This window comes from Mycobacterium sp. IS-1590 (assembly GCF_001500025.1).
Lineage (GTDB): Bacteria > Actinomycetota > Actinomycetes > Mycobacteriales > Mycobacteriaceae > Mycobacterium.
On sequence record NZ_LQIW01000001.1, the window covers coordinates 136,168 to 150,605 of the forward strand.

Sequence of the window (14,438 nt, forward strand, 5' to 3'; positions counted from 1 at the left end):
GGGCCGACTGATCGCCTAGCAGTCATTCATTGTGGGTAGCTAGTACCCATGCAGATGCGGATGGCCACCTTCAACATCTTGCACGGGCGCAGCGTGCACGACGGGCTCGTTCATCGAGACCGCCTCGTGGAGGCCGTCCGGGAACTCGACGCCGACATCCTGGCCCTGCAGGAGGTCGACCTCGACCAGCCGCGGTCGGGGATGGCCGACCTGACCGCGGTCGCCGCCGAAGCGATGGGTGCGGTGAGCCACCGGTTCGTGGCGGCGATCTCCGGCACACCCGGAGCCACCTGGATGGCGGCCACCGGCGACGAGCAGCCAGGAACCGCCGCCTACGGCATCGCGCTGCTGTCGCGGTTCCCCGCCGAGTCTTGGCAGGTGCTACGCCTACCACGGATACCGGTGCCGTTCCCGATGTACCTGCCAGGACCGAACCGGGTCAAGGTCGTCAACGAGGAGCCGCGAGCGGCGGTTGTCGGCCAGTTGAACACTGCGCTGGGGCCACTGACCGTCGCCAACACGCATCTGTCGTTCGTGCCGGGGTGGAATCGTATGCAGTTGCGGCGGCTGCTGCGCGACCTGGACGGGTTCCCGTCGCCGCGAGTGCTGATGGGTGACCTGAACATGGTGCCGCGAACGATTCAGCGCTGGACCCGTCTGCGACCGCTCGCCTCGGCGGTCACGTTCCCGGCCGAAGAACCCGATCGTCAACTCGACCACATCGTCACCGACGATCGGGGCCTGCGGGTGGAGCGGTGCTACGCGCCCTCGCTTCCGATCTCGGACCACCGCGCCCTCGTCGTCGACATCTCGCGAGCCTGATTTCCACCGCAATGCGGGGGTGAGCGCACGTAGGGTTTGGCTGTGCGGGTCATCTCGGCGGAGTCGACGGATCTGTTCGTCGGGGCCGAGGAGGCGCCGTCGCAGATCGTGCGGGTCACGTATACCGACGGCCCGGGCGAGGTGCGGGTCGACGGTGACGGGCTGGTGGGCCACGCGCGAGCCGCGGCGGGCGACGGCACCGTCGAGGTGCCGGTCACGGTCACCGACCCGGTCCCCGGTCAGCAGCGGCCGGCGCGGATCGTCACGGGCGACGGCATCACGCCCTTTGTCTTCACCGTCGCCGAACCCGGCTGGACGATGTACATGATCAGCCACTTCCACTACGACCCGGTGTGGTGGAACACGCAGGCCGCGTACACCAGTGTGTGGAGCGAGGACCCGCCCGGTCGGTGTCGCCAGACCAACGGCTTCGATCTGGTCAGCGCCCACCTCGAAATGGCGCGCCGGGAACCGGAATACAAGTTCGTGTTGGCCGAGGTCGACTATCTCAAACCGTTCTGGGACACCCACCCCGAGGATCGCGACGATCTGCGCCGCTTCGTCGCCCAGGGTCGCGTCGAGATCATGGGCGGAACGTACAACGAGCCGAACACCAACCTCACCGGCCCCGAGACCACGATCCGGAACTTCGTGCACGGCATCGGGTTTCAGCGCGACGTGCTCGGTGCCGATCCGGCGACGGCGTGGCAGCTCGACGCGTTCGGCCACGACCCGCAGTTTCCGGGTATGGCCGCCGACGCCGGGCTGACGTCGAGTTCGTGGGCTCGCGGCCCGCACCATCAATGGGGCCCGATGGCCGGGGGCGGCGCCCCCGAGCGCATGCAGTTCAGCAGCGAATTCGACTGGCTGGCTCCCTCGGGGCGCGGGCTGCTGACGCATTACATGCCCGCGCACTATGCGGCCGGCTGGTGGATGGATTCGGCGCCGACGCTGGAGGCTGCCGAAGACGAGACGTATCGATTGTTCACGTCGCTGAAGAAGGTCGCGTTGACTCGCAACGTGCTCCTGCCGGTCGGCACCGACTACACCCCGCCGAACAAGTGGGTGACCGAGATCCACCGGGACTGGAACGCCCGCTACCGATGGCCGCGGTTCATCTGTGCGGTGCCCGGCGAGTTCTTCGCCGCGGTACGCGCCGAACTGGCCGAGCGGGGCGTCGAACCGTCACCTCAGACCCGCGACATGAACCCGATCTACACCGGCAAGGACGTCTCCTACATCGACACCAAGCAGGCCAACCGGGCGGCCGAAGACGTCGTGCTCGACGCCGAGAAGTTCGCGGTGTTCGCCGGGCTTCTCGGGGGCGCGACGTATCCGCAGGCCGCTCTGGCCAAAGCGTGGGTCCAACTGGCCTACGGCGCGCACCACGATGCGATCACCGGCTCGGAATCCGACCAGGTGTACCTCGACCTGCTGACGAGCTGGCGAGACGCATGGGAGCTGGGCAGGGCCGCGCGCGACCAGGCGCTGGCCGTGCTGTCGGGGGCGGTCGACGGATCGGTCGTCGTGTGGAATCCCGTCGCGCACAAGCGCACCGACGTCGTCACCGCACGCATCGCGGAACCGATCGGGACCGTGCGGGTGGTCGACTCTGCGGGTGACGAGCTGGCGGCTCACGTCGAACACGGTGGTCGTACGGTGACATGGCTCGCCGGAGACGTGCCGTCGATGGGGTGGCAGTCCTACCGACTCGAGGAGTCGGACGGCCCGGCGGCAGCGTCGTGGGAACCGCTGAGCGGGAACGAGATCGGCAACGATCATTACCGGCTGCGGGTCGACCCGTCACGGGGCGGTGCGGTCGAGTCCTTGGTCGAATGCGGTTCGGGCCGGTCCTTGATCGCTGACGGCGAGGTCGGCAACGAGTTGGCCGTGTACGACGAGTACCCCGCCCATCCCGAAGCCGGTGAGGGGCCATGGCACCTGCTGCCCAAGGGCCCGGTGGTTCGCTCGTCGGCATCGCCTGCCACGGTGCGGGCCTACGGCGGAGCGCTCGGGCAACGGCTGGTGATCGAGGGCGCGGTCGGTGATGTGCTGCGCTACACGCAGGTTCTGACGCTCTGGCACGGTGTGGCGCGCGTCGACTGCCGGACCACGATCAACGAGTTCACCGGCGCCGACCGGCTGCTGCGGCTGCGCTGGCCGTGCCCGGTGCCCGGTGCGATGCCGGTCAGCGAGGTCGGCGACGCGGTGATCGGCCGCGGCTTCGCGCTGCTGCACGAACGCGACCGGGAAACGGCGGTCGACGCCGCGACGCATCCGTGGACGTTGGACAACCCCGCGTACGGCTGGTTCGGGCTGTCGTCGACGGCGCGGGTGCGAGTCGGCGAGGGGCGTCGGGCGGTATCGGTCGCCGAGGTGATCACGCCGACGGAGAACGAGGCGGCGCTGTCACGTCCGTTGATGGTTGCGCTCGCGCGCGCCGGCGTGACCGCGACGTGCAGCGGTGCGGACAAGCCGCGCTACGGCGATCTCGCCGTCGACTCGAACCTTCCTGACGTGCGGATCGCTCTCGGCGGCCCAGAGCAGAACCCCTTCACCGCAACCGTTCTCGACGCCGTCGATTCGTCGTACGCCGAGGAGGTGAAGCGACAGCTCGACACGGCCGGCGCGGCCAGGGTGTGGGTACCGGCCGCAGTCGGGCTGGCGGAGGCGTGGGTGCCGAGTGCGGATCTGCGCGATGTGCGGGCGCTCCCGGTTCTGATCGTGGCCGGGCCGGCTCTGGACCATGTCGTGGCGGGGATTGTCGACGACTTGTCCGACTGGGAGATCGTCGTCGAGCAGGCACCCCCGGCCGAGATGGATGCGTTCGAAGACCGGACGGTCGCGGTGCTGAACCGCGGTGTGCCCGGCTTCGCCGTCGAATCGGATGGAACGCTGAATCTTTCGTTGATGCGGTCGTGCACCGGGTGGCCCTCGGGCACGTGGATCGATCCACCGCGGCGCACGGCGCCGGACGGGTCCAATTTCCAGTTACAGCACTGGACACACACATTCGACTACGCGCTGGTCTCCGGGGACGGTGACTGGCGCCGGGCCGGTGTTCCGGCCCGCAGCGCCGAGTTCTCCAATCCGCTCCTGGCGGTGACGGACAAGTGGGGACCGGTGGGCGGGCTGCCGCCGTCGGGTTCGCTGCTGGAGATAGAGCCGGCGGGATCGGTGCGGCTGGCAGCGCTCAAGGCTGCGGGCAACCCGCTCGCGAGCGGTAGTGTGCGATCGGTCCACCCATCGGACGGTGTCGCGATGCGACTTGTCGAAACCACGGGCAGCACAACCGAAGTCACGGTCACCTCGGGTTTGCGTCGGGTGTCTGCCGCGGTCCGGGTGGATCTGCTCGAGCAACCGCGTGTGCGAGAGGTGACGCCGGAGGGATTGTCGTTGCACGGTTTCGAGGTCGCCACCGTGCTGGCCCGATTCAATCTGCCGCAGGTCCTGCAGGCCGACCATGCCGTGCTGGCACCCGAGGCGGAGCAGGCTCAGCCGCTCTATGCCCGGTACTGGCTGCACAACCGCGGTCCGGCCCCGCTCGGCGGCCTGCCCGCCGTCGCCCATCTGCACCCGCAACACGTCGTGGCGCCGGATTCCCCTCAGCGGCTTCGTCTCACCGTGGCCAGCGATTGCTGCGACGAGATCTTGCACGGCCGGGTGCGGCTGCTGTGTCCTGACGGCTGGACCGCAGAACCCGGTGTGTTGCCGTTCATGTTGCCGCCCGGCGAATACCTGGACACCACCGTGAGCGTGACACCGCCGACATCCGTGTCACCCGGGCTGTATCCGATACGTGCCGAACTCGCGTTGACGGGTGCGCACGTCTCGATCCCACCGTCGTGGCGTCAGGTCGTCGAGGACGTGTGCGTCGTCGCAATCGACGCGCCTCCGGACGACACCCTGTTCCGGCTGGTCACTGGACCGGAGCCGGTCGATGTGGTGGCCGGCGAAACGGCTCGTCTAGGGGTCACCGTCGGCACCGACGCCCGCGCCGACGTCGCGGTCGAAGCGCACCTGATCAGCCCGTGGGGGACGTGGGAATGGCTGGGGCCGGCGGTAACCGGTGTGGAGCTGTCCGCTCGCGGCACGACCGACATCGGTTTCGATGTCGCCCCGCCGGACTGGGTCGAACCGGGAGAATGGTGGGCGCTGATTCGGTTGGCCGCCGCCGGACATCTCGTCTACTCGCCCGCGGTGAAGGTGACGGTTCGGTGAGCGACTCGGCGTGGACCGGGGTCGCGGCAAGTGTGGACGGAGTGGCCGTCTCGCTCGAGCAGGTGGACGCTCGCGAAGCCTCCCTGCGCGCGTCGCGGCTCGCCTCCTCGCTGCCGCGGCCCGGCACCAGCGAAGGTCGACAGCTGCGGCGTTGGCTCACCCAGCTTCTGGTCACCGAGCATGTCGTGGCGACCGAAGCGGCGGCACGCGGGCTGAACGTCGAGGACGCGCCGGCCGAGGCCGAGGTGCTGCCGGACATGACCGTACGGATGGAGATCGGCAGCGTGGCGGCATCGGTGCTGGCCGAACCGCTCGCCCGCGCAGTCTTTGCTGCGGTGACGGCGGGTATCGACGTTTCCGATGACGAGGTGGCATCGTACCGGGAACGAAACCCGTTGCGCTTCAGCGATGCAGCCTCGGCCGCTGCGCATCTGCGGGCCGCCGCGCGGCGCCGGGCCTTCCGGCTCTGGCTGGACGCCCGGTGTGCCGCGGTCGTCGAACTCGCCCCCGGTTACGAACATCCCGGGGACCCCCGACAACCCGACAACACCCACCGACACTGATGGCCGATCTCGTCCTCGCACTCGACATCGGCGGCACGAAGATCGCTGTCGGTCTCGTCGACGACACCGGCACGCTGGTGCACAGGGGCAGACTGCCGACACCGGACGGTGATGCGGAAACGATCTGGGCCGTGGCGGATCGGCTGGTCACCGAGGCGTTGGCCGTCGCGGGCGGAGGGATCCGCGGCGCCGGGATCGCCTCGGCCGGACCGATCGACTTGTCGGCGGGCACCGTCAGCCCGATCAATATCGCTTCGTGGCAACGGTTTCCGGTCGTCGACCGGGTCGCAGCGATCGTCGGCGCCCCGGTGCGCCTCGCCGGTGACGGCTTGTGCATGGCGATGGGGGAGCACTGGCGCGGTGCGGGCCGAGGCGCGGCCTTTCTGCTCGGGATGGTCGTCTCGACCGGGGTCGGCGGCGGCCTGGTGCTCGACGGCGCCCCCTACGACGGCCGCACCGGCAACGCAGGCCACGTCGGTCACGTCGTCGTCGATCCGGACGGCGCGCTTTGCACGTGTGGCGGGCGCGGCTGTGTCGAAACCATCGCCGGTGGCCCGCGCATGGCGCAGTGGGCACGCGAACACGGGTGGGTGGCACCGGCCAATGCCGACGCCAAGGAGCTCGCCGACGCCGCCAACGCCGGAGACATGGTGGCGCTGAGCGCATTTCGTCGCGGTGCGGTGGCGGTGGGCGCGATGATCGCGTCGGTCGGCGCGGTCTGCGACCTGGACCGGGTGGTGATCGGCGGTGGCGTGGCCAAGTCCGGGGCGCTGCTGTTCGACCCGGTCCGGGAGGCGCTCGCGTCCCACGCCGGGCTGGACTTCATTCGGGGCGTCGAGGTGGTCCCCGCCGAACTCGGCGGCGACGCCGGCCTGGTCGGGGCAGCTGCGTTGCTGCGACAGCAGACGGCAGGCGGCTGACCTCAGCCGGTTGGGTGTCCTCCTGGGTCTGCCGAGTGTGTTTGCGGGCCATGTGGTTTCGACCCCAATCGCACAGGCTCTGCAACACCGGGGCGAGCGTCATGCCGTATTCCGAGGCCGAGTAGTGCACGCACGGAGGCACGGTCTGGGCATCGTGGTGGTCGATGATGCCGTCGGCGACCAACTCGTGCAGATTGCGGATCAGCATGCGCTCGTGATGTCGGGGATGCTGCGCCGCCGGATGTGTCAGTGCCTTGTTTTGTGTCAGCCTGATGGGCACGGTCGGGGTATGGACGCAATTGTTCACGTGCTGGCCCTGCTGATCGTCGGACCGTTGGTCGGGGTCGAACTCGCGGTCGCGGTGTTCCTCAACCCGGCGCTGGGCCGGCTGCCCGACGAAGCATTCGCACAGGCCCGTAGCGACAGCGGGCGGGTCCTGGGAAAGGTGATGCCGTTCTGGTACGTCGCGGCGCTGGTGGTTCTGATCGTGGCGGCCGTGCTGTTGCGGGCGGATTGGCTGTTCATCACCGCGGCCCTGACCATGGCGCTGGTGGTGGTGGCGACCGTGACGTTGATGGTGCCGATCAACAACCGCATCGGGCGCTGGTCCGAGGGCGCCGATGTCGACCGCGGGCTGGCGCGGCAATGGGACCGGCTGCACTGGCGTCGGGTGGCCTTACTTGTCGTGGTGTTCGGGCTGGTGGTCGTCGCGGTGGCGGAGGTTTAGGCGGTTTGTGCACGCTCGCGACCGGGTGAGAGTGCGGGAGCTGTCGGAAAATCGCGGCGTGTCGTGCGCAGACGCGCACGGTCGCGCTGAAAGAGGGGGAGGTGCGCGTTTTGGCTGATGAGCGGGTGGTCGGCTATTCTCGACGACGTTCCACCGAAGACCGTCGGTCACCGAGCAATCGGTTGAAGGTCCCGGACCCCCGGGCGGCCCACGCAGGAGGACGAGGCCACAGCTTTTGCGCGCCCCGACCTGTCTGCGTCGGGGCGTTTGTCGTTTCCGGCCCGCAACCCTCACTCGGCCCACGGTTCCCATCCACGAGGAGGCATGCATGGCCAAGGCTGACAAGGCCACCGCGGTTGCCGACATCGCCGAGCAGTTCAAGGAGGCTTCGGCGACGCTGGTCACCGAGTACCGCGGGCTGACGGTGGCCAACCTCAAGGACCTGCGCCGTTCGCTCGGTGATTCCGCCACTTACACAGTCGCCAAGAACACGCTGGTCAAGCGTGCCGCGGCGGAGGCGGGCATCGAGGGGCTCGACGAGTTGTTCGTCGGCCCCACCGCGATCGCGTTCGTCAAGGGCGAGGCCGTCGACGCCGCCAAGGCGATCAAGAAGTTCGCCAAGGACAACAAGGCCCTCGTCATCAAGGGCGGCTACATGGACGGCCGCCCGCTGAGCGTGTCCGAGGTCGAGCGCATCGCCGACCTGGAGTCGCGCGAGGTGCTGCTGGCCAAGATGGCCGGCGCGATGAAGGCGAATCTGGCCAAGGCCGCCGGCCTGTTCAACGCTCCGGCGTCGCAGGTCGCACGGCTGGCCGCCGCTCTGCAAGAGAAGAAGGCCGGCGAAGAAGCCGCATAACCCACCCACCAGCCACGAAGTAAGAACCAGAAAGGACCACTCATGGCCAAGCTGTCCACCGACGAGCTGCTCGACGCGTTCAAGGAACTGACGCTGCTGGAGCTCTCCGAGTTCGTCAAGAAGTTCGAGGAGACCTTCGAGGTCACCGCCGCTGCCCCGGTCGCCGTCGCGGCCGCCGGCCCCGCCGCCGGTGGTGCCCCCGCCGAGGCCGCCGAAGAGCAGTCTGAGTTCGACGTCATCCTCGAGGGTGCCGGCGACAAGAAGATCGGCGTCATCAAGGTCGTCCGCGAGATCGTCTCGGGCCTGGGTCTCAAGGAGGCCAAGGACCTCGTCGACGGCGCTCCCAAGCCGCTGCTCGAGAAGGTCGACAAGGCTGCCGCCGACGATGCCAAGGCCAAGCTCGAGGCCGCGGGCGCGACGGTCACCGTCAAGTAGCGCCGCGCCGGCACGCCGGCAATACCACAACTGTGGGGTCGATCCAGCAAAGCGGGTCGGCCCCACAGTCGTTTTTCCGATGGGTCACAATCGACGTCAGACTCGTGTTGTGGCCGGGAGCGGTAGGCTACAGTGACTCAAGCCACAAGCGGTGAAGCCTGTGGCGTGACGATGATTGGCGGAAGGATCTCGCGTGGGCATTGGTATCCAGATTGAGGGACTGACCAAGTCCTTCGGCCCCCAGCGAATCTGGGAGGACGTCACTTTCGACTTGCCGCCGGGTGAGGTGAGCGTTCTGCTCGGCCCCTCCGGTACGGGTAAGTCCGTGTTCTTGAAGTCCCTCATCGGGCTGCTGCGCCCAGAGCGCGGCAAGATCATCGTCGACGGCACCGACGTGATCCAGTGCACCGCCAAGGAGCTCTACGAGATCCGCACGCTGTTCGGCGTGATGTTCCAGGACGGTGCGCTGTTCGGCTCGATGAGCCTCTACGACAACACCGCTTTCCCCTTGCGTGAGCACACCAAGAAGAAGGAAAGCGAGATCCGCCAGATCGTCATGGAGAAGCTCGAGCTGGTCGGTCTGGCCGGTGACGAGAACAAGTTCCCCGGCGAGATCTCCGGCGGTATGCGCAAGCGCGCCGGTCTGGCCCGCTCCCTGGTGCTCGACCCGCAGATCATTCTCTGCGACGAACCGGACTCGGGTCTGGACCCGGTCCGTACCGCCTACCTCTCGCAGTTGTTGATCGACATCAACGCTCAGATCGACTGCACCATCCTGATCGTGACCCACAACATCAACATCGCCCGCACCGTGCCCGACAACATGGGCATGTTGTTCCGCAAGCACCTGGTGATGTTCGGTCCGCGCGAGGTGCTGCTGACCAGTGACGAGCCGGTGGTGCGACAGTTCCTCAACGGCCGGCGTATCGGCCCGATCGGTATGTCCGAGGAGAAGGACGAGTCGACCATGGCCGAAGAGCAGGCCATGATCGACGCCGGTCACCATGACGGCGGTGTCGAGGAGATCGAGGGGGTGCCGCCGCAGATCCAGGCGACGCCCGGCATGCCGGAGCGCCAGGCCGTCTACCGCCGGCAGGCCCGGGTGCGCGAGATCATGCACACCCTGCCGCCCAAGGCGCAGGAGGCCATCCGTGCCGACCTCGAGGGCAGTAACCAGAACGCCTCGAGCCAGTTCGGTGACGCCCCGACTCAACGGCATCGCACGGTCGACGAAGAAGCGCCGACGGGCGCCATCCCGCGCGCGCAGCAGTAGGCCGCCCGATGTGAACGTCGATGAGCGCTCGCGCTGAGAGATGACGCGCGAACACCATCCGACGTTCTGCCGGATCTGTGAGCCGCTGTGCGGCATGATCGCGACGGTCGAAGACGGCCGGCTGATCGAGCTGCGCCCCGACAAGGACCATCCGCTCTCGTCGGGATTCGCCTGCCAGAAGGGCATCGCGTTCACCGAGGTGGTCAACGACCCCGACCGCGTCACCACGCCACTGCGACGACGCGCTCGCGCTGACGGTCTTCGCGCAAGCGGTCCCCCGCAAGCGGGAGGGGCCCCCACATCCGAAGGCGACTTCGAACCCGTGGGCTGGGACGAGGCGATGGCCGACATCGCCGCCCGGCTCACCGCCATCCACCGCGGCCACGGCGCCGGGGCGATCGGCTGGTACTTCGGCAACCCCGGCGCGTTCAACTACTCCTACACGCTGAGCTTGAGCATGTTGATGGGCGGATTCGGGCTTGGTCTCCTCGGCGGTCCAGGACGGGGCCTGCACGTGTTCACCGCAGGTTCGCAGGACGTCAACAACCGCTTCGTCGCCAGCCAGCTGCTCTACGGATCGCCGCTCGCGCTGCCGGTACCCGACGTGCTGCGCACCGACTTCCTCGTGATCATCGGCGCCAACCCCGTCATCTCGCACGGCAGCGTGCTCACCGCGCCCCGGATCCGGGACCGCCTGCACGACATCGTCAAACGCGGCGGCCGCGTGCTGGTCATCGACCCCCGCAGGACCGAGACCGCCGCGCAGTTCGAATGGCTGGGCATCGTCCCCGACGGCGACGCCCATCTGCTGCTGTCCCTGCTGCACGTGATGTTCGGTGAGAACCTGGCCGACCGCCGACGGCTGGCAGAGCAGGCCGACGCCGCGGACTGGCTCGAACGGTTGGCCACCCCGTTCAGCCCCGAGGCCACCGAAGCGCACACCGGAATCGACCCCGACACCGTCCGCGCGCTGGCCCGCGACCTGGCCCGCACCGAACGGGCCGCGGTGTACGGCCGTGTCGGCACCAGCGTCGGCGAGAACGGAACGCTGACCACGTACCTGCTGGACGCAGTCAACCTGGTGGCAGGCAATCTCGACGTGCCGGGCGGCAGCATGTTCGGCCGGCTGGGCATGCCGGGGGAGCGCTGGCTCAACAAGGCCGGCGGTGCGCTGCTGCGCGCCCTCTACACGCGCAAACGGTCGCGCATCGGCGGATTCCCCTCCGTTCTCGGGTCCGAACCCGCGGCCGTGATGGCCAAGGAGATCACCACGCCGGGACGTGGGCAGGTCAAGGCGCTGTTCGTCGGAGCGGGCAACCCGGTGCTTTCGGTGCCCAACGGTGACGAACTCGAAACCGCGCTGGACTCCCTGGAGCTGATGGTCGGCATCGACCTCTACCTCAACGAGACGCTGGCGCACTGCGACTACGTGCTGCCCGCGACATCGATGTACGAACGCGACGACTTCCCGCTGCCGTTCCAGACGCTGCAACCCACGCCGTTCCGGCAAGCCACCGAGGCCGTCGTCGCCCCTGTGGGGCAGGCCCGCGCCGAGTGGGAGATCATCGACGACCTCACGGCCAGGATGTGGCGATCGACACCCGGCCTGGCGATGCTAGCCGGCGCACGAAAGATATTGTCGGCATTCGGTTTTCGGCTCAGCCCCCGAACTCTGGCCGATGCCGTCATCCGGTTGGCCGCGGGCGGTGACCGGTTCGGCCTGCGGCGGGGCTTGAGCTTCTCGAAACTCACCGCGAACCATCCGCACGGCGCCGTGCTGGCGGACCATCTGCGGGCCGGCGTGCTGGGCGACATCGTCGTCTACCGCGGTCGCCGGGTGCGTCTGGCCCACGACGAGATCGCCGCAGAGGTCGACAAGCTGTCGCGCCGCAGCGTCGCCGACGGTTATCCCATGCGGCTGATCGGCATGCGCGAAGCGCGGTCGGAGAACTCGTGGATGCACAACTCGCCGCTCCTCATGCGCGGTGAGCGCTCGCACCGCGCGCTCATGCACGTCGACGACGCGGCCGCCGCCGACATCGTCGACGGCGACACCGTGCGGATCACCTCGCGACACGGCCAGATCGAGGTTCCCGTCATCACGACCAAGGACATCGTCTCCGGAGTGATCGCCGTCCCGCACGGTTGGGGACATAGGGGCACGGCCGGATGGCGCGTCGCCAACGACGCCGGTGGCGCGAACGTCAACCGCTTGATGTCCAGCGATCCGGCCGACATCGAAAGCCTGGCCGGGATGGCCCGATTGACCGGTGTCCCGGTGCGCGTCGAACGGGTCACGTCGGCGGGCCTGTCGACCGAGCACGCGCAAACTTTCGCATAAGGCCGGTTCGGGGCCCGCAAACCCGTTATCTTTCTCCCGTCGTCGAGCGGGAGAGGTCATGGTCGACCGGTTTCTGATGTGGGTGAGGGCGGGTGTCGTCACCGCGGGACTGTCGGCGGCGGTGCTCGCCGGTGCGGGTGCGGCGATCGCCGACGACGGTTCGTCCTCGGACAGCGGGGGGTCCACGACTTCGGAGTCATCGAATTCAGCTGACAGCGTGAAGGATTCGGCGGGCGGCGAGTCGTCGGCTGCGACCGGTGGCCGGGCCTCGGCCGCGAGCACCACCGCCGGCGCGCCGCGCACCCGTGTCGGCGCGAAGACTCCCGACGACACCAAGGACGCGAAGGGTTCGGAGACCACCGGCAAAGCAGGCCGCGGCGAGGAGCGCAAGCGGCCCGCGTCGAAACCCGTGGACGCCGACGCCGCAACAGATCAGGCAAAGGACGAGACCGCCGAAACCCGGACCACCGACACCGCCGCGGTCACCCCCACCGCTGTCGAGCAGCCGGCGGTCACCGACGGCGCCACCGAGCAGCCGGTGGTCGACGACCCCACCATCGAAGAGTCCGCGACCGACGCCGAGGTGATCGAGGAGATCGCCGCGAAGTCCGGCTCGGACCGTGACCACACGGGCCAGCAGGCGACGGCCGCGGTTTCTGCGAATGCCGTGGTCTCTGCGAACGCCGAGGTCGCCGTGGTCGCCGCCACCACCGCCCGAACCACAGCGGACACGGCCGGCAAGAAGGCCGCCGCCATCGAGAACGACATCGTCGACCCGGCCGCGACCGAAGAACGCACAGCGGTCGTCCTCGAGCAGCCGGTCACCGGCGTCGTCGAGGACACCGAGGAATTCGGCACCCAGGCGGTGGCCTTCGCGTCGGCGCCACCGGCGGTGACCACCGCGACCGCGCCCCAGATCCCCCTCATCCTGCGCGTGATCGGCACGATCGTGTTCGACCTCTACGCCGTCGCGACCCGGCTCCTGGGCGGCCCGCCGATCCTGCCGCCCAACAGCACGGTCACGGTGCGCTCCTCGACGCTGCGGATCGACTGCGCATGCGCCGAAGGCGAAGGCAAGGAGGTGCCCGCCGACTGGTACATCCCCGAGACGGCGACGGGCGAGGCGCCCGAGCGGCTGATCTATCTGCAGCACGGGTTCCTCGCCAGCGGCCCCTGGTACAGCCACACCGCCGCCGCCTTGGCCGAGCAGACCCAGAGCATCGTGGTCGCGCCGTCGATCGGCTCCAACTTCTTTGCCGTCGACGGGTGCTGGCTCGGCGGGGCGCCGATGCACGAGGCGATGGCCGGACTGTTCGACGACGGAAACACCGCGCTGCGCGACAGCGCTGAGGCCGCCGGGTACACCGGGGAAATCCCGGATCGCGTCGTGTTGATGGGCCACTCGCTCGGCGGCGGCGCGGTATCGGGAATGGCGGGCTACATGGCCGACGACGAGCGCATCGACAGGCTCGCCGGGGTCGTGCTGCTCGACGGCGTGGCCCTGGGCGACCCGGCGCGGATGACGGAATCGCTGCGAAAGGTTCCCCTCGACATCCCGATCTACCAGCTCGCCGCGCCGGTCTACATGTGGAACAACTTCGGCGCCGGCCTCGACGCCCTGGCCGCGGCGCGCCCGACCGGATTCATCGGCGTGACATTGGTCAACGGCTCGCACGTCGACGCCATGCGCGGCGGCAATCCCCTCATCCAGTTCGCCCAGGAGCTGGTCGCCGGATTCTCCCGGCCCGAGAATGCCGCGGCCGCGCAGATGCTGATGGTCGGGTGGGTCAACGACATGTTCGATCCCACGAGCCACCAGGGCCTCTACCTCGAGCGCGGCGAGCAGTTCAGCTTCGCCACCCCGGCCGGGCAGGCCCCCGTCGTCGCACTGCCCAACACGCTGACCAAGCCGTACCTGCTGAACTTCCTGAAGCCGTTCATGCCCCTTGCCGACGGCTTGTTCTCCATGGGCCCGGTGTGTGTGCGCGAATCGGTGGGCTCGGCGGGGTCCGGACACTGCAGCAACACGATCGCCGCTTGAGGCAAAACTCCACAACAACCCGTGTTATCTCTTGACGGGAGGCCGCCGAGGGGCCAATCTGTTCTGCAGCAATGTATGGACGTATGAGAAAGATCGAGACGCCGGCCAGCGCCCCGATGCGTGCCATACATGCAGTTGGGTCGTGATGTTGAGGAATACGCCGTCCTGCGGTACTGTTGGACGTTGCGCTGGCTGCATCCTGCCCACCTAAACCCGCACCTGACACCGATGTCCTAGCC

11 protein-coding genes are annotated in these 14,438 nt (G+C 68.5%); 10 read left to right on the top strand and 1 reads right to left on the bottom strand.

Annotated elements, in window-relative coordinates; translation table 11 throughout:
* Window positions 1-54: 54 nt before the first annotated feature.
* From AU197_RS00660 to AU197_RS00675, 4 genes are read left to right on the top strand one after another with little or no spacing between them, the layout of a single operon-like run.
* Window positions 55-822, top strand: coding sequence for an endonuclease/exonuclease/phosphatase family protein (locus AU197_RS00660; protein WP_064400820.1), 768 nt, complete (start codon window positions 55-57; stop codon window positions 820-822).
* A 42-nt stretch (window positions 823-864) separates the two neighbouring features.
* Entirely contained in the window at window positions 865-5,043 is a 4,179-nt protein-coding gene (locus tag AU197_RS00665; protein ID WP_064400475.1) for a glycoside hydrolase family 38 N-terminal domain-containing protein, read from the top strand.
* Window positions 5,040-5,606 carry a DUF7158 domain-containing protein gene (locus AU197_RS00670; protein ID WP_064400476.1) on the top strand — a complete coding sequence of 189 codons (567 nt, stop codon included), beginning with the start codon at window positions 5,040-5,042 and terminating at the stop codon, window positions 5,604-5,606. Before AU197_RS00665 ends, AU197_RS00670 begins: the two co-directional genes overlap by 4 nt.
* Window positions 5,606-6,526: an ROK family protein gene (locus AU197_RS00675; RefSeq protein ID WP_064400477.1), complete on the top strand. Its 921-nt coding sequence runs from the start codon at window positions 5,606-5,608 to the stop codon at window positions 6,524-6,526. Before AU197_RS00670 ends, AU197_RS00675 begins: the two co-directional genes overlap by 1 nt.
* On the opposite strand, the gene AU197_RS25845 is transcribed toward AU197_RS00675, so the two are convergent.
* Window positions 6,429-6,734, bottom strand: coding sequence for a winged helix-turn-helix transcriptional regulator (locus AU197_RS25845; protein WP_082696463.1), 306 nt, complete (start codon window positions 6,732-6,734; stop codon window positions 6,429-6,431). The two genes, AU197_RS00675 and AU197_RS25845, sit on opposite strands and share 98 nt — an antisense overlap.
* Before the next feature lie 81 nt (window positions 6,735-6,815).
* Here AU197_RS25845 and AU197_RS00680 point away from each other — a divergent pair, with 81 nt between their 5' ends.
* From AU197_RS00680 to AU197_RS00705, 6 genes are all read left to right on the top strand, one after another.
* Window positions 6,816-7,253, top strand: a complete 438-nt coding sequence (locus tag AU197_RS00680; protein ID WP_064400821.1) for an anthrone oxygenase family protein — start codon at window positions 6,816-6,818, stop codon at window positions 7,251-7,253.
* A gap of 328 nt (window positions 7,254-7,581) precedes the next feature.
* Window positions 7,582-8,109, top strand: a complete 528-nt coding sequence (rplJ, locus tag AU197_RS00685) for a 50S ribosomal protein L10 (protein ID WP_064400478.1) — start codon at window positions 7,582-7,584, stop codon at window positions 8,107-8,109.
* 42 nt (window positions 8,110-8,151) lie between these two features.
* Complete coding sequence (gene rplL, locus AU197_RS00690) at window positions 8,152-8,544, top strand: 50S ribosomal protein L7/L12 (protein WP_064345556.1); 393 nt, start codon at window positions 8,152-8,154, stop codon at window positions 8,542-8,544.
* A 193-nt stretch (window positions 8,545-8,737) separates the two neighbouring features.
* Window positions 8,738-9,817: an ABC transporter ATP-binding protein gene (locus AU197_RS00695; RefSeq protein WP_064400479.1), complete on the top strand. Its 1,080-nt coding sequence runs from the start codon at window positions 8,738-8,740 to the stop codon at window positions 9,815-9,817.
* 40 nt (window positions 9,818-9,857) lie between these two features.
* Complete coding sequence (locus AU197_RS00700; RefSeq protein WP_064400480.1) at window positions 9,858-12,158, top strand: molybdopterin-dependent oxidoreductase; 2,301 nt, start codon at window positions 9,858-9,860, stop codon at window positions 12,156-12,158.
* Window positions 12,159-12,216: 58 nt separating this feature from the next.
* The gene (locus AU197_RS00705) at window positions 12,217-14,199 is read left to right on the top strand and encodes an alpha/beta hydrolase (RefSeq protein WP_064400481.1); all 1,983 of its coding nucleotides are present in this window, start codon (window positions 12,217-12,219) and stop codon (window positions 14,197-14,199) included.
* The last annotated feature ends 239 nt before the right edge of the window (window positions 14,200-14,438 follow it).